The sequence below is a fragment of the Chromobacterium sp. W521 genome (genome assembly GCF_052805975.1).
In genome coordinates this window covers 164,661-182,466 of record NZ_JBRBAF010000007.1, presented here as the reverse complement: position 1 = coordinate 182,466, position 17,806 = coordinate 164,661, and the positions used below count along the sequence as shown (strand labels likewise).

At 64.4% G+C, this 17,806-nt stretch carries 14 protein-coding genes; 4 read left to right on the top strand and 10 right to left on the bottom strand.

Translation table 11 applies throughout. The annotated features are described in order from the left end of the window. Nucleotides 1-16: 16 nt before the first annotated feature. The 4 genes from ACUXV1_RS12830 to tkt form a co-directional block, all read right to left on the bottom strand. On the bottom strand, nucleotides 17-1,192 hold the full coding sequence (locus ACUXV1_RS12830; protein ID WP_043640344.1) for a phosphoglycerate kinase: 1,176 nt from the start codon (nucleotides 1,190-1,192) through the stop codon (nucleotides 17-19). Next, complete coding sequence (locus ACUXV1_RS12825) at nucleotides 1,179-2,294, bottom strand: serine endopeptidase (RefSeq protein ID WP_446015560.1); 1,116 nt, start codon at nucleotides 2,292-2,294, stop codon at nucleotides 1,179-1,181. The genes ACUXV1_RS12830 and ACUXV1_RS12825 overlap by 14 nt, the downstream gene beginning before the upstream one ends. A gap of 186 nt (nucleotides 2,295-2,480) precedes the next feature. Next, the gene (gene gap, locus ACUXV1_RS12820) at nucleotides 2,481-3,491 is read right to left on the bottom strand and encodes a type I glyceraldehyde-3-phosphate dehydrogenase (protein WP_043640348.1); all 1,011 of its coding nucleotides are present in this window, start codon (nucleotides 3,489-3,491) and stop codon (nucleotides 2,481-2,483) included. 131 nt (nucleotides 3,492-3,622) lie between these two features. Continuing rightward, nucleotides 3,623-5,608 (bottom strand): transketolase, encoded by a 1,986-nt coding sequence (gene tkt / locus ACUXV1_RS12815; protein ID WP_446015559.1) that lies wholly within the window; start codon nucleotides 5,606-5,608, stop codon nucleotides 3,623-3,625. A gap of 439 nt (nucleotides 5,609-6,047) precedes the next feature. Between tkt and ACUXV1_RS12810 the strand changes: the two genes are divergently transcribed. Beyond that, nucleotides 6,048-6,803: a BPSS1780 family membrane protein gene (locus ACUXV1_RS12810; protein WP_052370748.1), complete on the top strand. Its 756-nt coding sequence runs from the start codon at nucleotides 6,048-6,050 to the stop codon at nucleotides 6,801-6,803. Nucleotides 6,804-7,332: 529 nt separating this feature from the next. On the opposite strand, the gene hutH is transcribed toward ACUXV1_RS12810, so the two are convergent. The 6 genes from hutH to hutC form a co-directional block, all read right to left on the bottom strand. Further along, nucleotides 7,333-8,862 (bottom strand): histidine ammonia-lyase, encoded by a 1,530-nt coding sequence (hutH, locus tag ACUXV1_RS12805; RefSeq protein WP_043640353.1) that lies wholly within the window; start codon nucleotides 8,860-8,862, stop codon nucleotides 7,333-7,335. A gap of 140 nt (nucleotides 8,863-9,002) precedes the next feature. Further along, nucleotides 9,003-10,388, bottom strand: a complete 1,386-nt coding sequence (locus tag ACUXV1_RS12800; protein WP_043640356.1) for an amino acid permease — start codon at nucleotides 10,386-10,388, stop codon at nucleotides 9,003-9,005. 388 nt (nucleotides 10,389-10,776) lie between these two features. Next, nucleotides 10,777-12,450, bottom strand: a complete 1,674-nt coding sequence (gene hutU / locus ACUXV1_RS12795) for a urocanate hydratase (protein ID WP_019104161.1) — start codon at nucleotides 12,448-12,450, stop codon at nucleotides 10,777-10,779. 75 nt (nucleotides 12,451-12,525) lie between these two features. Further along, nucleotides 12,526-13,449 carry a formimidoylglutamase gene (hutG, locus tag ACUXV1_RS12790; protein WP_114154891.1) on the bottom strand — a complete coding sequence of 308 codons (924 nt, stop codon included), beginning with the start codon at nucleotides 13,447-13,449 and terminating at the stop codon, nucleotides 12,526-12,528. A 15-nt stretch (nucleotides 13,450-13,464) separates the two neighbouring features. Further along, the gene (gene hutI, locus ACUXV1_RS12785) at nucleotides 13,465-14,712 is read right to left on the bottom strand and encodes an imidazolonepropionase (RefSeq protein ID WP_446015558.1); all 1,248 of its coding nucleotides are present in this window, start codon (nucleotides 14,710-14,712) and stop codon (nucleotides 13,465-13,467) included. A gap of 240 nt (nucleotides 14,713-14,952) precedes the next feature. Next, a complete protein-coding gene (gene hutC / locus ACUXV1_RS12780; protein ID WP_019104164.1) occupies nucleotides 14,953-15,669 on the bottom strand; it encodes a histidine utilization repressor in 717 nt (238 codons plus the stop codon). A gap of 157 nt (nucleotides 15,670-15,826) precedes the next feature. Here hutC and ACUXV1_RS12775 point away from each other — a divergent pair, with 157 nt between their 5' ends. The 3 genes from ACUXV1_RS12775 (at nucleotide 15,827) to ACUXV1_RS12765 (ending at nucleotide 17,776) form a co-directional block, all read left to right on the top strand. Beyond that, entirely contained in the window at nucleotides 15,827-16,243 is a 417-nt protein-coding gene (locus ACUXV1_RS12775; protein ID WP_043640366.1) for an Mpo1 family 2-hydroxy fatty acid dioxygenase, read from the top strand. A gap of 34 nt (nucleotides 16,244-16,277) precedes the next feature. Beyond that, on the top strand, nucleotides 16,278-17,147 hold the full coding sequence (locus ACUXV1_RS12770; RefSeq protein WP_446015557.1) for a D-hexose-6-phosphate mutarotase: 870 nt from the start codon (nucleotides 16,278-16,280) through the stop codon (nucleotides 17,145-17,147). A gap of 68 nt (nucleotides 17,148-17,215) precedes the next feature. After that, the gene (locus tag ACUXV1_RS12765) at nucleotides 17,216-17,776 is read left to right on the top strand and encodes a hypothetical protein (RefSeq protein WP_043640372.1); all 561 of its coding nucleotides are present in this window, start codon (nucleotides 17,216-17,218) and stop codon (nucleotides 17,774-17,776) included. Nucleotides 17,777-17,806: the final 30 nt, after the last annotated feature.

Genomic DNA, 17,806 nt, shown 5'->3' with positions numbered 1-17,806 from the left:
GCCTTTTTCCCTGGCCTCAGCTAGCGCGCTCGGCCAGGATAGCTACCGCCGGCAGCTCCTTGCCTTCCAGGAACTCCAGGAAAGCGCCGCCGCCGGTGGAGATATAGCTGATGTCGTCGGTGATGCCGTACTTGGCGATCGCCGCCAGCGTATCGCCGCCGCCGGCGATGGAGAAGGCCGGCGAGGCCGCGATGGCCTGGGCCAGGGTCTTGGTGCCGCCGCCGAACTGTTCGAACTCGAACACGCCCACCGGGCCGTTCCATACCACGGTGCCGGCCTTGGCGATGATGGCGGCCAGTTCACGCGCCGAATCCGGGCCGATGTCCAGAATCATGTCGTCGGCGCTCACCTCGGCCGCGCTCTTGGTCACGGCGGCGGCGGTTTCGGCGAACTCCTTGGCGCAGACCACGTCGGCCGGCAGCGGCACGTCGCCGCCGCGGGCGCGGATCTTGGCGATCACCTTTTTGGCTTCCTCCACCAGTTCGGCCTCGGCCAGCGATTTGCCGATGGCCTTGCCTTCGGCCAGCAAGAAGGTGTTGGCGATGCCGCCCCCCACGATCAGCTGGTCAACCTTGTCGGCCAGCGATTCCAGAATGGTCAGCTTGGTGGACACCTTGGAGCCGGCGACGATGGCCACCAGCGGCCGCGCCGGCGCTTGCAGCGCCTTGCCCAGCGCTTCCAGCTCAGCGGAGAGCAGCACGCCGGCGCAGGCGGCCGGCGCGAACTGGGCCACCGCGTGGGTGGAGGCTTCCGCACGGTGAGCGGTGCCGAAGGCGTCGTTGACGAAAACGTCGCACAAGGCGGCGTAGGCGCGGCCCAGATCGGCGTTGTTCTTTTTCTCGCCCTTGTTCAGGCGCACGTTCTCCAGCATCGCCACTTCGCCCGGCGCCACGCTGAAGCCGGACTGCCAGTCCGCCACCAGGCGCACCGGCTTGCCCAAGAGGCCGGACAAGCGCTCCACCACCGGCGCCAGGCTGTCTTCCGGCTTGGGCTCGCCTTCAGTGGGGCGGCCCAAATGGGTCATCAGGATCACGCCGGCGCCGGCCTTCAGGCACAGCTCGATGGACGGCAGGCTGGCGCGGATGCGGGTATCGTCGCCGATGACGCCGTTTTTCACCGGCACGTTCATGTCCACGCGGATCAGCACGCGCTTGCCGGCCAGGGCCTGTTCGGAAAGTTTATTGAATTTCATCGTTCGCTCGCTCGGGTTTGGATTCGCTTGTCGATTGATTCATCGGCGCAGACTCCGGCTTGGCGCCGGGGCGGCCGCATTTTTTGCAGTACAGAAAAAAGGCGAAATTGCGCGCGCCGCAGCCGCAGCTGCGGAACAGCTGCAGGCCGCAATGCACGCAGTAGTCGGCGTCGTCGCCGGCAATATTGTATTGATGGTCGCAGGATGGGCAAGTTTTCTTCTGGTAGGCGCCCAAGGCCTGGGCGTAAGCCACATGGCGCGCGCGCTCGCTTTGGCTTTGCTGCAGCTCGGCGCGCTTCTTCTCCGCGTAGCGCTGGAAGGCCTGAATCATGCGCAGTCCTGCAAACACCGTCAGCGCAATGCCCACCGCCAGCCTCACGTAGCCGCCGAAATTAGGCAGATAGGGCAACAGCTCGACAAAGAAGGCGAACAAGGCGAACAGCCCAAAGCCATAAACGAAGAACCAGTAGCGATGGGTCCGGTAACGGCTGAACAGCCATACCGCCAGCAATAGCAGCGGCAGAATAACCGCCAGCCGCAGCAGGAACACTTTCAACTCAAAACGCTGGTAGGCCTGCTGATAACGATCCTGGGCGACGGCCTCGGCCTTGTCGATCTGGCTCTGCAGGGCCTGCCGACTGTGCTCCAACGCACGCAGGCCGTCGCTCGCCCGGTCTTCCTTCTGCTGCCATTGCAGGATTTGCGCCTGAAGGGCGTCCAGTTCCCGAGTACGGCGGCTGACTTCGGCGCTTTGCCGCGGATCGGCGCTGGCGGCGCGGCTGGCCAGCCAATTGGCCAAGCCCTTGCGCTGGGTCTGGTAATTGCGCTCCAGCTGTTCTCGGGTGGCGCCGAGGTTTTCCAGCTGGAGGCGCTGGGCGTCGTTCTGACGCTGCAGCGCCTGCTGCCGTTGCCGCAACGGCGCAACGCCGGCTTGCTGTTGCAGCGCTTCCAGCTGCGGCGGGCCGCCGTCCGGCACGTAGAAAAGGTCGCGGATCACCAGCTCGCCCAGGTTGGACAAAAAGCCGGCGAACACCAAAGCCACCAGCCAGGAGGCCAGCCGGACCCATTTCTCAGGGCGGGACAATGCTTGGTTCTGTCGCATGCTGCTTTCCTGTGACGGCGAGTTCAGCGGAAGCGATATTCATGATCGCCAGGCAAGTGTATGCCAAAAAAACGGCCCTACCTTAACACCAATCAAATGCCGGTGGATGTAGCGCCGGCGCTAGCCGACGCAAAAAATCCGGGCCGGCGTGGCGCGCCGGCCCGGATTTTCCGAATCACATCGTCATCAGCAAGCGAACATCGCACGCGCGGTGCGCAGCATCTGGCAGCTGAAACCCCATTCATTGTCGTACCAGGCCAGCACTTTCACCATATTGCCGCCGGTGACTTTGGTCAGCGTGGAGTCAAAGGTGGAGGCTTCCTCGGTGTGGTTGAAGTCCCCGGACACCAGCGGCAAGGTGTTGTAGCCCAGAATGCCTTTCATCGCGCCGTTGGCGGCTTCCTTCAGGATGTCGTTGACTTCGTCCTTGGTGGTGTCGCGCGCGGCGCTGAAAGTCAGGTCCACCAGCGACACGTTGATGGTGGGCACGCGCACCGAGAAGCCGTCCAGCTTGCCTTTCAGCTCCGGCAGCACCAGGCCCACGGCCTTGGCCGCGCCGGTCTTGGTCGGGATCATATTGTCGGTGGCGGAGCGGGCGCGGCGCAGGTCCTTGTGCTTGACGTCGGTCAGCACCTGGTCGTTGGTGAAGGCGTGGATGGTGGTCATCAGGCCCTTCTTGATGCCGATGGCCTGATGCAGCGCCTTGGCCACCGGAGCCAGACAGTTGGTGGTGCAGCTGGCGTTGGACACCACGGTCATTTCCGGCTTCAACACGTCGTGGTTGACGCCGTAAACGATGGTGGCGTCGACATCATCGCCGCCCGGCGCGGAGATCAGCACCTTCTTGGCGCCGGCGTCCAGGTGGGCCTGGCACTTGTCTTTGCTGGTGAAGGCGCCGGTGCATTCCAGCACCAGATCCACATCCAGTTCCTTCCACGGCAGTTCCGCCGGGTTGCGGGTGCTGAAGAACGGGATCTTGTCGCCGTTCAGGATCAGGTGCGCGTCGTCTTGCTCGACCTCGCCGGGGAAGCGGCCGTGCACGGTGTCGAACTTGGTCAGATGGGCATTGATGTTGAGATCGCCGGTGGCGTTGACGGCCACTACTTTGAAATCGTCGTGCAGCTGGTTTTCGTAGATGGCGCGCAGTACCTGGCGGCCGATGCGGCCGTAACCATTGATGGCGATGCGGATAGTCATGCTTCTAAATCTCCTGGGGGACGATCCGGAGCGCCCGGCTTCCCGGCCGGCGCTCCGCGTGTTGTGTAGTGCGTCCACTACATGAAACGGCGAACAAAAGGCCATTGCTTTCGCAATGGCCTGTCTTTACATCACAGCAGGGCTTTGGTCTTGGCCACTACATTGTCGACGGTGAAACCGAAGGCCTGGAACAACTGCGGGGCCGGAGCGGATTCGCCGAAGTGGTCAATGCCGACCACATCGCCTTCCAGACCCACGTATTTGCGCCAGAAGTCCGGATGACCGGCTTCGATCGCCAGTCGCGGCAAACCGGCCGGCAGCACGCTATCGCGCCAGGCCTTGTCTTGCCGGTCGAACACATTGGTGCAGGGCATGGACACCACGCGCACGGCGATGCCTTCGGCCGCCAGCGCGTCCTGCGCTTTCAGTGCCAGTTCCACTTCGGAACCGGTGGCGATCAGCACCGCGCGGGCACCGGCGGCGTCGCGCAGCACGTAGCCGCCCTTCTGGATGGCGGCCAGTTGCGCCGCGTCGCGGGCGACGAAGGGCAGGTTCTGACGGCTCAGCACCATGCTGCTCGGCGTGGTCTTCTGCTCGACGGCGTGGGCCCAGGCCGCCGCGGTTTCGACGGTGTCGCACGGACGCCAAGTGTGATGGTTGGGGATGTAGCGCAGCGTGGCCACTTGTTCCACCGGCTGGTGGGTGGGGCCGTCTTCGCCAAGGCCGATGGAATCGTGCGTGAACACGAAGATCGGGTTGATCTTCATCAGCGAAGCCATGCGCAGGGCATTGCGGGCGTATTCGCTGAACATCAGGAAGGTGCCGCCGTACGGGCGCAGGCCGCCGTGCAGGGTCATGCCGTTCATGATGGCGGCCATGCCGAACTCGCGCACGCCGTAGCTGATGTAGTTGCCCTGGCCGTCGTGGTCTATCCACTTGGAGCCGGACCAGTTGGTCAGGTTGGAACCCGTCAGGTCGGCGGAGCCGCCGACGAATTCCGGCAACGCCGGAGACAGCGCTTCCAGCGCGATCTGGCTGGCCTTGCGGGTGGCCACGGTCTGCGCGGCGTCGGCGATCTTGGCCAAGGCGGCGGCCTTGGTCTCTTCCCAACCGGCCGGCAGCTCGCCCTGCATGCGGCGGCTGAATTCGGCGGCCAGTTCAGGATAAGCGGCGCGGTAGGCGTCGAAGCGCTTGTTCCATTCGATTTCGGCCAGCGCGCCCTTGTCGCGCGCGCTCCACTCGGCGTAGATCTCGGCCGGAATCTCGAACGGCGCGTGCGGCCAGTTCAAGCCTTCGCGCGCGGCGGCGATTTCGGCCGCGCCCAGCGGCGAGCCGTGGCAATCGTGGCTGCCCTGCTTGGTGGGCGCGCCGAAGCCGATGGTGGTCTTGCAGCAGATCAGCGTCGGACGCGCGGCTTCCTTCTTCGCGGTGGCGATGGCGGTAGCCACTTCCACCGGATCGTGGCCATTGACGTTCTTGATTACCTGCCAACCGTAGGCTTCGAAGCGAGCCGGCGTGTCGTCGGTGAACCAGCCTTCCACGTGGCCGTCGATGGAGATGCCGTTGTCGTCCCAGAAGGCGATCAGCTTGTTGAGGCCCCAAGTGCCGGCCAGCGAGCAGGCTTCGTGGCTGATGCCTTCCATCAGGCAGCCGTCGCCCAAGAAAGCGTACGTGTGGTGGTCTACGATCTGATGGCCGTCGCGGTTGAACTGCGCCGCCAGCATTTTCTCGGCCAGCGCCATGCCCACCGCGTTGGTGATGCCCTGGCCCAGCGGGCCGGTGGTGGTTTCAATACCGGGAGCGTAGCCGTATTCGGGATGGCCGGGAGTTTTGGAGTGGAGCTGACGGAACTGCTTGAGGTCTTCGATGGAGAGGTCGTAACCGGAGAGGTGCAACAGGCTGTAGATCAACATGGAACCGTGACCGTTGGACAGCACAAAGCGGTCGCGGTCTGGCCAATTGGGGTTGGCCGGGTTGTGTTTCAGGTGATCGCGCCACAATACTTCCGCGATGTCTGCCATCCCCATCGGGGCGCCGGGGTGACCGGATTTGGCTTTTTCAACGGCATCCATGGACAGGAAACGGATGGCGTTGGCAAGCTCGGTACGGGTGACCATTTCGGGAAAACCTCAAGACTTGTGTGGAAACCGGGACGACGGCCGCGCCACCCGAACATGCCTCCGGCATGGACCAACCGTCGCAAAATCATGGAATTATCGCCGATTTTCACCATAGGCGGCAACCGCTGCGCCATGTGGAATACAGCGGCGGCATGAAGGGATGCGAAAAATAGCCGGATGCGGCCGTTTTGCAAGATAATGCCGATGTAGCCGCAAAATGCATTTTGAATCAAAAGCCTGCGAATAATTCCGCTTCCGATTCCATCAATGACAGATGGGCATAATGCGGATAAAAGGCGCAAGCGGGGAAACCCGCGTCGCAAATCGCGGTCAGTCTGGCTCTGTCTTTTTGCCGCGCAAACGACGCAACGACGCGAGCAGGCAGGCGCCGCCAAGCGCCGCCGGCTTGTTTGGCACAACCTTTTTGGAGATTTAGATGCAATCATTCGATGCCCTACCCGCTCCGCGCAAAGTCGCTTTCGGGCGCGGCTGGCGCTGGATCGTGGAGGCCTTCTACATTGTCCGCCAGCAGCCGCTGACCTGGATTTTGCTGGCGCTGGCCTATTTGGTGATCAATTTCATCGTCAGCATGATTCCCTTGCTGGGCGGCCCGCTGTCCTTCTTCCTGGCGCCGGTGTTCGCCGCCGGCTTCATCCTGGCGGCGAAGAAATGCGAGCAGGGATCGGAGCTGGAGTTGGGTGATTTGTTCGCCGGCTTCAAGACCGCGCTGCGCCCGCTGATCAATGTGGGCATGCTGTACCTGGCCATCCTGATCGTCATCGGCATCGCGCTGGGCCTGTTGATGGGCGCGATGGGGGTGAGCGTGGCCAAGAGCGACCCCAACGCGATCCCGGTGATCGCCGGTCCTATCGCGCTGGCCGCCTTCATCGGCGGCGTGGCCGTGTTCCTGGTCAGCCTGGCTTACTGGTTCGCGCCGGCGCTGGTGACGCTGAACCAGGCCGGCCCGTGGCAGGCGATCCGCGCCAGCCTGCAAGCCGGCCTCGCCAACTGGGGCGCGGTATTGGTGAGCGGCCTGATGCTGGCGGTACTGGCCTTCATCGCGATGATTCCGCTGGGCCTTGGCCTCTTGCTGTGGTTCCCGGTGCTGTACGTGACCGCATACACCGGCTGGAAGGATATTTTCGGCCAGTCGGCGGCGCCGGCGCGGCCGGACGAGCCGGTGGTGTTTTAAGAGTCTGTTCAAAGTCTGCTGCGCGTCGTGAGACGTGGCACGGTGAGCACAGCTTCGAAATGTTCATGTACCACTTGACCATTCCGCTTCCTCAGCTGTTTTCGCCTTGTCTCGCCCTAGCTCGCGGGGCTTTGAGCTGGCTCTAAACCCGGCTCGCCTCTTCAATCAAGCCCCGCTCAGCGGGGCTTTTTCATGCCCTCACGGCAGCATCGCGGCGATCCAGCCAAAGCCCAGCAAGGGCAGGCTGAAGTACAGGAAAGTCGGCAGCGCCGGGCTCTACTCCCCGCCACGCATCAGGGTCTGATGGCTCATGATTATCGGGATCGCCGCCGGCTTGCCGGAAACGAGCGCGCCGGCCCAGGCAAAACCTGGAGCCGGCGTTTTACAAGCTCCGCTTTCCGTTTACGCGGTTGGCGGCCGAACCTGTTCAAGGTCTACTGCGCATCGGCGAGACGGCGTTGAAAACACTTCGCTTTCTCAGCTGTTTCCGCCTTGTCTCGTCCTTGCTCGCGAGACTGTGAACAAGTTATTACAGCGACGGCAGCAGGCCGGGCTCGACGAAGCGGTTGTAGGAACCGCTGGCCACCAGCGCGGCGGCTTTCTCGATGTCAGGCGCGAAGTAGCGGTCCTTGTCGTAGAAGCTCACTTGCTCGCGCAACTCCGCCTTGGCCGCTTCCAGCTTGGCCGAGGTCTTGTGCGGCGCGCGGAAGTCCACGCCCTGGCAAGCGGCCAGCAGTTCCACCGCCAGGATGCCGGCGGTGTTGCCGGCCATGTCGCGCAGACGGCGGCCGGCGAAAGTGGCCATGGACACGTGGTCCTCCTGGTTGGCCGAGGTAGGCAGGCTGTCCACCGAGGCAGGATGCGCCAGCGATTTGTTTTCCGAAGCCAAGGCCGCGCCGGTGACCTGGGCGATCATGAAGCCGGAGTTGACCCCGCCGTTGTTGACCAGGAAGGGCGGCAGCTTGGACAGATTGCTGTCGATCAGCAGCGCCATCCGGCGTTCGGACAGCGAGCCGATTTCGGCCAGCGCCAAGGCCAGGTTGTCGGCGGCGAAGGCCACCGGCTCGGCGTGGAAGTTGCCGCCGGACAGGATGTCGTTGTCCGCGGCGAACACCAGCGGGTTGTCGGACACCGAGTTGGCTTCCACCGTCAGCACCGCGGCAGCTTGGCGAATCTGGGTCAGGCAGGCGCCCATCACTTGCGGCTGGCAGCGCAGCGAATACGGATCCTGCACCTTGCCGCAGTTCTCGTGCGAACGCTCGATCTCGCTATGCTCCAGCAGGCTGCGGTAAATGCGGGCGGCGTCGATCTGGCCGGCGTGGCCGCGCACCGCGTGGATGCGCTCGTCGAACGGCGTGCGGCTGCCCAGCGCGGCTTCCACTGACAGCGCGCCGGCCACCGAGGCCGAGGCGTACAGGTCTTCCGCGGCGAACAGGCCTTCCAGCGCGAAGGCGGTGGATGCCTGAGTGCCGTTCAGCAAAGCCAGGCCTTCCTTGGGCGCCAGGGTAATCGGCTCCAGGCCGGCGGAACGCATTGCCACCGCGCCCGGCACGCGGGTGCCGTTGACGAAGGCTTCACCCTCGCCGATCAACACCGCGCTCATATGCGACAGCGGCGCCAAATCGCCGGACGCGCCCACTGAGCCCTTCTGCGGAATCACCGGGTAGATGCGTTGGTTAAACAGGGTGATCAGCGCTTCGATCACCAACCGGCGGATGCCGGAAAAACCGCGCGCCAGCGAGTTGATCTTCAAAGCCATCACCAGCCGCACGGTGGATTCGTCCATCGGCGCGCCGATGCCGGCGGCGTGGGAGAGCACGATGGAGCGCTGCAGCAATTCCAGCTCTTCCGGCGCGATGCGGGTGTTAGCCAGCAAGCCGAAACCAGTGTTGATGCCGTAAGCGGTGCGGCCTTCGGACAGCACCCGCGCCACGGTGGCGGCGGAGGCGTCGATGGCGGCGTGGCTGGACGGATCCAGTTGCAGTTGCAAACCGGTTTCACGTGAAACGCGACGCAGCTCGGCCAGACTGAGCGTGCCGGGAACAATGTTCAATACCATCTTGAGATTCTCCTTCTAAAACGTTTGCAGCGCCGCTCGCCGCGGTGAGCGCTGTTTTGGTGTTATCGCGCTCTGCCGGCAAGCGGCTTGAATGTTCCGGCGAGCCCGCGCCCGCCGGATAAAAACCTTGCGCCTAGCCTTTATGCGGCGTCGCGCTGAGCCTGCGCCTCCACGCCGGGCGCCAGCACTCGGCTCCACAGGAAATGTCCAGCCACCACCAGCGCCACCCACACCATGCCCACCAACAGCGCGGAGCGGGTATCCTCGAAGTAACCAAGCACGCCGATCACGAACAGCATGAAGCCAATCGCCGCCAGCGGGGCGTACGGCCAGAACGGCACCGGGAATTTCAGTTCCGCGGCCTGCTCTTTGCTCATCTGGCGGCGCATCGCCACCTGAGACAACAAGATCATCAGCCACACCCACACCGTGGCGAAGGTGGCGATGGAGGCGATCAACAAGAACACATCCTTGGGCATCAGGTAGTTGAGCACCACGCCTGCCAGCAAGGCGGCGGCCATGACCAGCACCGTCATCCACGGCACGCCGTTGGCCGACAGCTTGGCGAAGCTCTGCGGCGCCTGGCCCTGACGCGCCATGCCGTACAGCATGCGGCCAGCGCCGAAAATGTCGCTGTTGATCGCCGAAATCGCCGCCGAGATCACCACCGCGTTGAGAATGTGCGCGGCGGCGGGAATGCCCAGGCTTTCGAAAATCTGCACGAAGGGGCTGCCCTGGCTGCCGATCTGCGGCCATGGGAAGATGGACATCAGCACAGTCAGCGTCAGCACGTAGAACAACAGAATGCGAACCGGCACCGCATTGATCGCGCGCGGTATGGTGCGCTGCGGGTCCTGCGCCTCGCCGGCGGAAATGCCGATGATTTCGATGCCGCCAAAGGCGAACATCACCACCGCCAGCGAGGCGACCACCCCGCCCCAGCCATTGGGCATGAAGCCGCCGTGCGACCACAAATTGTGCAGACCGCTGGCCTCGGCGCTGCCGAAGCCGAACAGGATGATGGCCACGCCGCCGATGATCATCGCAACAATGGCCCCCACCTTGACGATGGACAGCCAGAACTCCATTTCGCCGAACACCTTGACGCTGCATAGGTTCAAGGCGCCAATGAAGAAGATGATGCTCAGCACCCAGATCCAACGATCCACTTCCGGAAACCACAAACTCATATAGATGCCGAAGGCGGTCACGTCGGCCAGGCAGACGATGATCATCTCGAAAGCGTAGGTCCAACCCGTGATCACCCCGGCCAAGGGGCCAAGGTAGCTAGTGGCGTAATGGCCGAAGGAGCCCGCCACCGGGTTATGCACCGCCATCTCGCCCAGCGCGCGCATCACCATGTAGACAGCCGCGCCGCCGATCAAATAAGCCAGCAATACCGCCGGACCGGCCATCTGTATCGCCGCCGCCGAACCGTAGAACAAGCCGGTGCCGATGGCCGACCCCAGCGCCATGAAACGGATGTGACGGGCGGTCAGACCGCGCGTCAGTGTTTGTGTCTGCATCTCTCTCCTCCTGGGCATGGCTGCGCTTGCCGGCCGAACGCGGATGCGCCCGCTACGCCGCATTCCGCGGCCCGACATGTTTCGTTGCGCAACCCAGCGCCGGCAAACTGTAGAGCCAGCGTGGACGGATCACAAGACCAAGACGCGGAATCAGCGCCAGGTCATGACGAAACCATGTGGACTGCGGGCGCGAGCGCGCCGACGCGTCTCTAACGAACGCGCAAGAACAACATGACCGTTTTTTTCCTTTGCAAGACGATTGCCTGCTCCGCCGCTTATTTGTACAAGCTTGTCGTGCGGAGCCACGGCAGCCGGGCCTTCCCGGCTGCCGTCAGCCGCCGCCTGCGTGAGCGCGGCGGCGGCATCCCTACCTTCAGAACATAAGTTCTCAGCGCTTCAGCATCGGCAGGTCCAATCCCTGCTCTCTCGCGCAGTTCTCGGCGATCTCATAGCCGGCGTCGGCGTGACGCATCACGCCGGTGCCCGGATCGTTGCGCAGCACGCGGCCCACCCGCTTGGCGGCGGCGTCGCTGCCGTCGCAGACGATGACCACGCCGGAGTGCTGGGAGAAGCCCATGCCCACGCCGCCGCCGTGATGCAGCGACACCCAGGTGGCGCCGCCGGCGGTGTTGAGCAAGGCGTTCAGCAAAGGCCAATCGGACACGGCGTCGGAACCGTCCTTCATGCTTTCGGTCTCGCGGTTGGGCGAGGCAACCGAACCAGAGTCAAGGTGGTCGCGGCCAATCACGATGGGCGCTTTGAGCTCGCCGTTCTTGACCATCTCGTTGAAGGCCAGGCCCAGGCGGGCGCGGTCCTTCAGGCCCACCCAGCAAATGCGCGCCGGCAAGCCCTGGAAGCTGATGCGCTCCTTGGCCATATCCAGCCAGTTATGCAGGTGCGGATCGTCCGGAATCAATTCCTTGACCTTCTGGTCGGTCTTGTAGATGTCTTCCGGATCGCCGGACAGCGCCACCCAGCGGAAGGGGCCGATGCCTTCGCAGAACAGCGGGCGCACATAGGCCGGCACGAAGCCGGGGAAGTCGAACGCATTGGCCACGCCTTCTTCCAGCGCCATCTGGCGGATGTTGTTGCCGTAGTCCAGCGTGGCGGCGCCGCGTTGTTGCAGAGTCAGCATCGCGCGCACTTGCACCGCCATCGACTGCTTGGCGGCGGCGGTGATTTCGGCGGCGGACGTTTTCTGCTTGGCGCGCCATTGCTCCACCGTCCAACCCTGCGGCAGATAGCCGTGCACCGGGTCGTGGGCCGAGGTCTGGTCGGTGACCACGTCCGGAGTGATGCCGCGTTCAACCAGCTCCGTGAACACGTCGGCGGCGTTGCCCAACAGGCCCACAGACACCGCCTTGCCGCTGTGCTTGGCCTCGTCAAGGATGGCCAGCGCCTCGTCCAGGGTCTTGGCCTTGCGGTCCACATAACGGGTTTTCAGACGGAAATCGATGCGGGTCTCGTCGCATTCGACGGCGATCATGCTGAAGCCGGCCATGGTGGCGGCCAGCGGCTGGGCGCCGCCCATGCCGCCCAGGCCGCCGGTCAGAATCCAGCGGCCTTGCGGCTTGCCGTCGAAGTGCTGGTTAGCCACGGAGAAGAAGGTTTCGTAGGTCCCCTGCACAATGCCTTGCGAACCGATGTAGATCCACGAGCCGGCAGTCATCTGGCCGTACATCATCAGGCCCTTCTTATCCAGCTCGTTGAAGTGCTCCCAATTGGCCCAGTGCGGCACCAGATTGGAGTTGGCGATCAAAACGCGCGGCGCGTCGGCGTGGGTCTTGAACACGCCCACCGGCTTGCCGGATTGCACCAGCAGGGTTTCGTCGTCCTCCAGACGCTTGAGCACGTCCAGGATGGTGTCGTAGCACTTCCAGTCGCGGGCGGCGCGGCCAATGCCGCCGTACACCACCAGGCTTTGCGGGTGCTCGGCCACTTCCGCGTCCAGATTGTTCTGGATCATGCGGTAGGCGGCTTCGGTCAGCCAGCTCTTGCAAGTCAATTCGGCTCCGCGCGGCGCGCGGATGTGGCGGGTCGGATCAAAACGCGGGTCGGACATCGGTATTCTCCTTTGTAAGCCCGCCGCCGGTTGTGACCCGGCGGGCGGGGAATGACGCTATCGCTACTATCGGGTTCAGGCTTGTTTCAGATGCCGGCCTATGCTCCATGCCAACCGGGCGGCGGTCTTGGCGCCGTGGCTGTCGATGTCGAAGGCCGGGTTCAATTCCACCAGGTCGGCGGCCGCCAATTTGCCGCTTTCGGCCAGGCGCCGGACCAGGGCCTCAACCACTGGCAGCGCCACCCCCATGGCGGCGGGGGCGGAAACCGCCGGCATCACGCTGGCGGGCAATACATCCAGATCTATGGTCAGGTAGACGATGTCCACCTGATCGACGAAGGCCATCATCGCGCCGCGCACCGTGGACAAGGTATCCAGCGTCATGTCGCTGTCCAAGGTCCATTGCACGCCCAGCGCGCGGGCCCGGGCGAACAGCGCTTGGGTGTTGGACGGCTCTGCCACGCCCAGGCACAGATAGTGGAAAGGCCGGCCGGCTTGCGCGCAGTCGGCGGCGATTTGGGCGAACGGCGTGCCGGAAGTGGCTTCGGCCGCTTCACGGAGGTCAAAATGGGCATCGAAATTGACAATGCCGATCACCTTGCCCGGATGCGCCGCCGCCAAGCCGCGCCAAGTGCCGTAGGCGGTTTCGTGACCGCCGCCCAGCACCAGCGGGAAATGACCGTCGACGCGCAGCCGCCGCACTTGTTCGCCCAGCCGCGCCTGCGCGGCGTCCAGGTCGCCGTCGGCGCAGGCCACGTCGCCGGCGTCGCACAAAGGCAGCGCCTGGTGCCAGGCCAGATTGGCCAGCGCCTTGCGGATCGCCGTCGGCCCGGCGGCCGCGCCGACGCGGCCCTGGTTGCGGCGCACGCCCTCGTCGCAGGCAAAGCCGACGATGCCGACGCCCGGCTCCAGCCCGGCGGCGTAGGGCTGCGCCACTTGATGCCAGCGCCGCGCCAGATCACCCTCGCCGGCGTCGATCCGGCCGCTCCAAACAGTCATGTCCACGCTCATGCTTCAACAGCCTTTCATATGCTGCGCCACGCCGCGGAACACGCGCTGACGCAAAGGATTGTCGCCCAGGCCGTAAAAGATCTCGGCCGGCGAATCGATGTCCCACACCAACAAGTCGGCTACATAGCCTGTGGCCAGCCGGCCGTGGCTGGCGCCGCGGCCCAGCGCCTGCGCCGCGTGACGGGTAACGCCGGCCAGCGCCTCTTCCGGCGTCAGGCCGAATAGGACGCAGGCCTGGTTCATCGCCAGCCGGATGGAGGCGAACGGGCTGGTGCCGGGATTGAGGTCGGTGGACACCGCCATCGGCACGCCGGCGGCGCGCAGCAGTTCCACCGGCGGTTTCTGGGTCTCGCGCAGGAAATAGAAGGCGCCCGGCAGCAGCACCGCCACGGTGCCGGCGGCCTTCAACGCGGCCACGCCGGCGGCGTCCAGGTATTCAACGTGATCGGCGGACCAGCCGCCGAACTCGGCCACCAGTTCGGCGCCGTGCAGATTGGACAGCTGCTCGACATGACCTTTGATCTTGAGGCCGTGGGCGCGCGCCGCCTCGAACACGCGGCGGGTCTGCGCCGGGCTGAATCCCACGCTTTCGCAGAAAGCGTCCACCGCCTCGGCCAAGCCGGCGCTGGCTGCGGCAGGCAGGATGGCGTCGACGATGTGGTCGATGTAGGCGTCGGCGCGGCCGGCGAACTCCGGCGGCAAGGCGTGGGCGGCCAGCAGGGTGGCGGACACCTCCACCGGCAGTTCGTCCCGCAAACGCCGCGCCGCGCGCAACTGCTTGAGTTCGTCTTCCAGGCTCAAGCCGTAGCCAGACTTGATTTCCACCGTGGTCACGCCCTCGGCCATCAGCGCGCGCAGCCGCGGCTTAGCGGCGGCGGCCAGGCCGGCTTCGTCCAGCGCCCGAGTGGCGCGCACGGTGGAGACAATGCCGCCGCCCTCGGCGGCGATCTGTTGGTAAGGCACGCCGTTGAGGCGCTTTTCCCATTCGGCGGCGCGGTTACCGCCGTAAACCAAGTGGGTGTGACAATCGATGAAGCCTGGGGTGATCCAAGCGCCCTTGGCGTCGATCACCGCGCCGTCGAAGCCCGCGGGGTCAATGTCGGCGGCCGCCGGCAACGCGACAATGCGGCCGGCTTCCAGCAAAAGCGCATGGCCTTCCAACGCGCCGTAAGGCGCCGGGAGGCTGGGGTCCATCGTCGCCAGCCTGGCGTTGATCCACAGGCTGCGGCGATCCGTTTCGGCTTGACTCATGGTGGGCTCGCTGCGGGTTATTTGTATATACAATTAATCCTATCCAAACCCCCTGTCAAGTTTGGAGTCGTGATTTTTGTAAATAGCCGAATTGGCAGATTTTGCTTATAGGACAATCATTTGATGCTGCATGGCAACAAAAAAGCCGCCCAAAGGCGGCTTGTGCGAACATGAAAACTCAACGCTTATTTGTATATACATTGCAACACGGCGCGCCAGCAGGCGCGACGGGGCGAGCGCTTAGCGCTTAACCCGGGTTTGCGAACGCAGCTTGTAGCGCGAGCCCGGATGGGTCAGCCGCGCAAAGCTGACCAGCTTCTTGTGCGACCAGGTGCGGCGTAAAACCAACAGGCAGGGTTCGCGCGCCGTCATGTCCAGCATTGCCTGCTCCGCCGCGCTGGGCAGCACCGCTTCCACGCTGTGCTCGATATCGGTCAGCGGACAATTTTTCATCAGGTAGTCGTTGGGCGTGCGGCTGCTGAAATCCTGTTCCAGGTAATCCGGCGCGAAGGCCGGGTTGACGTAGCGGTCTTCCAACTGAATGGCGACGTCGTCCTCACGGTGCACGATCAAGGAGCGGAATACCGTGCTGCCTTCCTTCACTCCCAGGCGCAAAGCCACGTCCTCGGTGGCGAGCACGGCCTTGAGTTCGTAAACGTCGGCGCTGTGGCGGTGGCCGCGCGCCTCGATTTCCTCGGAGATATTATTGATGTCCAGCAAAGGCGATTCGGCTTTGCGCTCGGCCACATAAGTGCCGTCGCCGGCGAAGCGCAGCAGAATGCCGGCTTCGGCCAGATCGCGCACCGCCTTGTTGACGGTCATGCGCGACACTTGGAACTGGCGCGCCAACTCCAGCTCGGGCGGAATCTTGCCGCCGGGCAGAAACTGGCGGGAACGGATGCCTTCAAGGATGTATTCCTTGATGCGCAGATAACGCGGTTGTGCTGTGGATGACACCTTGGGAACCCAGAAGATTGAACGGTTGGCAAAAGGATTGTAGCCCAAGGCGGCTCGCAAGCCCCTGATCCAGCGCAGACAAAACCGGCCGCGGGCATTGCCGCCGTCCCGCGTCTGCGCCAAGATGGAAGTCCGTCGCCCGTTAGCGAGGCCTGACATGACGCTTGAGCAATGGTTGCAAGAGTATGATCTCAGTCACCGCCATCCCGTCAATATCCGCATCCACAAAATCTGCGTGCCCGCCATCGTGTTCGCACTGTTGGGTTTGCTCTCCAGCGTCCCGGCGCCGCTGAATCCGGCCTGGCTGGCGGTGGCCGCCGGCCTGGCCTTCTATTGGCGGCTGGGCCGAACCCCTGCGCTGGCCATGGCGGCGATGTGCCTGCCCATGCTGCTGGCGCTGGAAGCCGCGGCGCGCGCGGGCCTGCCGCTGGCCCTCCTCTCTCTGGCGCTGTTCGTCGTCGCCTGGATCGGCCAGTTCGTCGGCCACGCGATCGAAGGCAAGAAGCCCTCCTTCCTTCGCGACCTGCAATTCCTGCTGATAGGCCCGTTGTGGACGCTGCGCCGCTGGCTATAGCGCGCTATCATCGGTTTTTTGCCCGGAAACCCGTATGTCCGTCGTCCTGCCTCCCGCCGCCTCGCTGTCCAACCGCGCGCCCGGCGTCGATATTCTCGTGATTGCCACAGCGGATTTCCACGCGGAAATATCCTTGCTGGGCGGCCAACTGCTCAGCTTCCGCGCCGCCGGCGAGCAACCCTTGCTGTATTTGTCGCCGCAGGCGCGCTACCAGCCGGGCAAGGCCATACGCGGCGGCGTGCCGCTGTGCTGGCCCTGGTTCGGCCCGCATCCGGACGACCCAACGCAGCCGGCCCACGGCGTGGCGCGCACGCAAGCCTGGCGTCTGGACGAGGTGCGGGAAGACGCCGGCGCGTTCCACGTGAAACTCTCCGGTCCCGAACACGACGGCCTGACGGCGGAAATAGAATACCGGCTGAGCACGGCGGTGGAGGCGGCGCTAAGCACCCGCAACCACGGGGATCGTCCCCTGCGGCTGAGCGCCGCGCTGCACAGCTATCTGGCGGTGGGCGACGCGCGTCTGGCCACATTGTCCGGCCTGGACGGCGCACGCTGTCACGACAAGGTGGCAGGCCGCGAAAGCCACTGGCCAGACGGCGAATTCCGCTTTCACGGCGAAGTGGACAGCATTGTTTACAGCGAGCGGCCCGCCTTGCTCCGCGACCCGGTCTGGCAGCGTTGCATTCGCGTCACAGCGGAAGGCGCCGGCAGCGTGGTGGTATGGAACCCGGCAGCGGAGAAGACGGCCTTGCTGGGCGACTTGCCGACAACCGCCTGGCTTGATTTCGTCTGCGTGGAAACCGCCAACGCCGGCGACGATGCCCGAGAGCTGGCTCCCGGAGCCAGCCATCGCATGGCGTGCCGTTTGACGCTGGAGCCCTTACATGCCGAGGCCGGGGTATAATGAGGGCCGAAACCGCCGCGGCCGCCTAGCCCGGCGGACCGCGTTTTTCAGTTCCGGAACCCCTAGCGATGGCCAGACCCGACAAGATTTCCCGTTTCCTGCCGATTTCCTTTGCCAACGGCAACAGCGTGCGCCGTTTCGGTAAACACTGCCCCAACTGCCGTGCGATGGTGAGCTCGGAGCATATGGAAGGTATCGCCAGCAAGCAGCAGGACAAGATCTTCCTCGCGGCCCAGGCGCGCTGCCCGTCCTGCGGCGCCGGCTTTCCGGTGCGTTGCGTGATTACCGACGACAAACGCGTTCACCGCGTGCTTCTCCCGCACTGGGCCTTCCGCATGTGGCTGCAAATGGCCACCCGCAACGATCCTCAACCGCCCGGCGACGACAACTGGGCGCTGGAAGACGCCCCCGCGGAAACCGCGCAGCAAGGCTTCGTGCTGCCCGACAACGCCTTCGTCACCCGTTCAGAGGAAGTGCTGGGCCGTTTCCAGGGCGAGCCGATCAACGCCTGGATCGAATATCAGGGCCAGCGCTTCGTGTTCGAGCGCGCCGCGCCGCCCAGCGGCGACGCCCGGCTGGACGCCAGCGAACTACTGTTTGAGGGCCGGCTGATTTACCGCCAGGCTTGAGCGAAGACAAAGACAACGGCAGCCCGCGGG

Coding starts and splice junctions, on each gene's coding strand:
- ACUXV1_RS12830 (WP_043640344.1), bottom strand. CDS start 1,192: ATGAAATTCAATAAACTTTCCGAACAGGCCCTGGCCGGCAAGCGCGTG.
- ACUXV1_RS12825 (WP_446015560.1), bottom strand. CDS start 2,294: ATGCGACAGAACCAAGCATTGTCCCGCCCTGAGAAATGGGTCCGGCTG.
- gap (WP_043640348.1), bottom strand. CDS start 3,491: ATGACTATCCGCATCGCCATCAATGGTTACGGCCGCATCGGCCGCCAG.
- tkt (WP_446015559.1), bottom strand. CDS start 5,608: ATGGTCACCCGTACCGAGCTTGCCAACGCCATCCGTTTCCTGTCCATG.
- ACUXV1_RS12810 (WP_052370748.1), top strand. CDS start 6,048: ATGCAATCATTCGATGCCCTACCCGCTCCGCGCAAAGTCGCTTTCGGG.
- hutH (WP_043640353.1), bottom strand. CDS start 8,862: ATGGTATTGAACATTGTTCCCGGCACGCTCAGTCTGGCCGAGCTGCGT.
- ACUXV1_RS12800 (WP_043640356.1), bottom strand. CDS start 10,388: ATGCAGACACAAACACTGACGCGCGGTCTGACCGCCCGTCACATCCGT.
- hutU (WP_019104161.1), bottom strand. CDS start 12,450: ATGTCCGACCCGCGTTTTGATCCGACCCGCCACATCCGCGCGCCGCGC.
- hutG (WP_114154891.1), bottom strand. CDS start 13,449: ATGACTGTTTGGAGCGGCCGGATCGACGCCGGCGAGGGTGATCTGGCG.
- hutI (WP_446015558.1), bottom strand. CDS start 14,712: ATGAGTCAAGCCGAAACGGATCGCCGCAGCCTGTGGATCAACGCCAGG.
- ACUXV1_RS12775 (WP_043640366.1), top strand. CDS start 15,827: ATGACGCTTGAGCAATGGTTGCAAGAGTATGATCTCAGTCACCGCCAT.
- ACUXV1_RS12770 (WP_446015557.1), top strand. CDS start 16,278: ATGTCCGTCGTCCTGCCTCCCGCCGCCTCGCTGTCCAACCGCGCGCCC.
- ACUXV1_RS12765 (WP_043640372.1), top strand. CDS start 17,216: ATGGCCAGACCCGACAAGATTTCCCGTTTCCTGCCGATTTCCTTTGCC.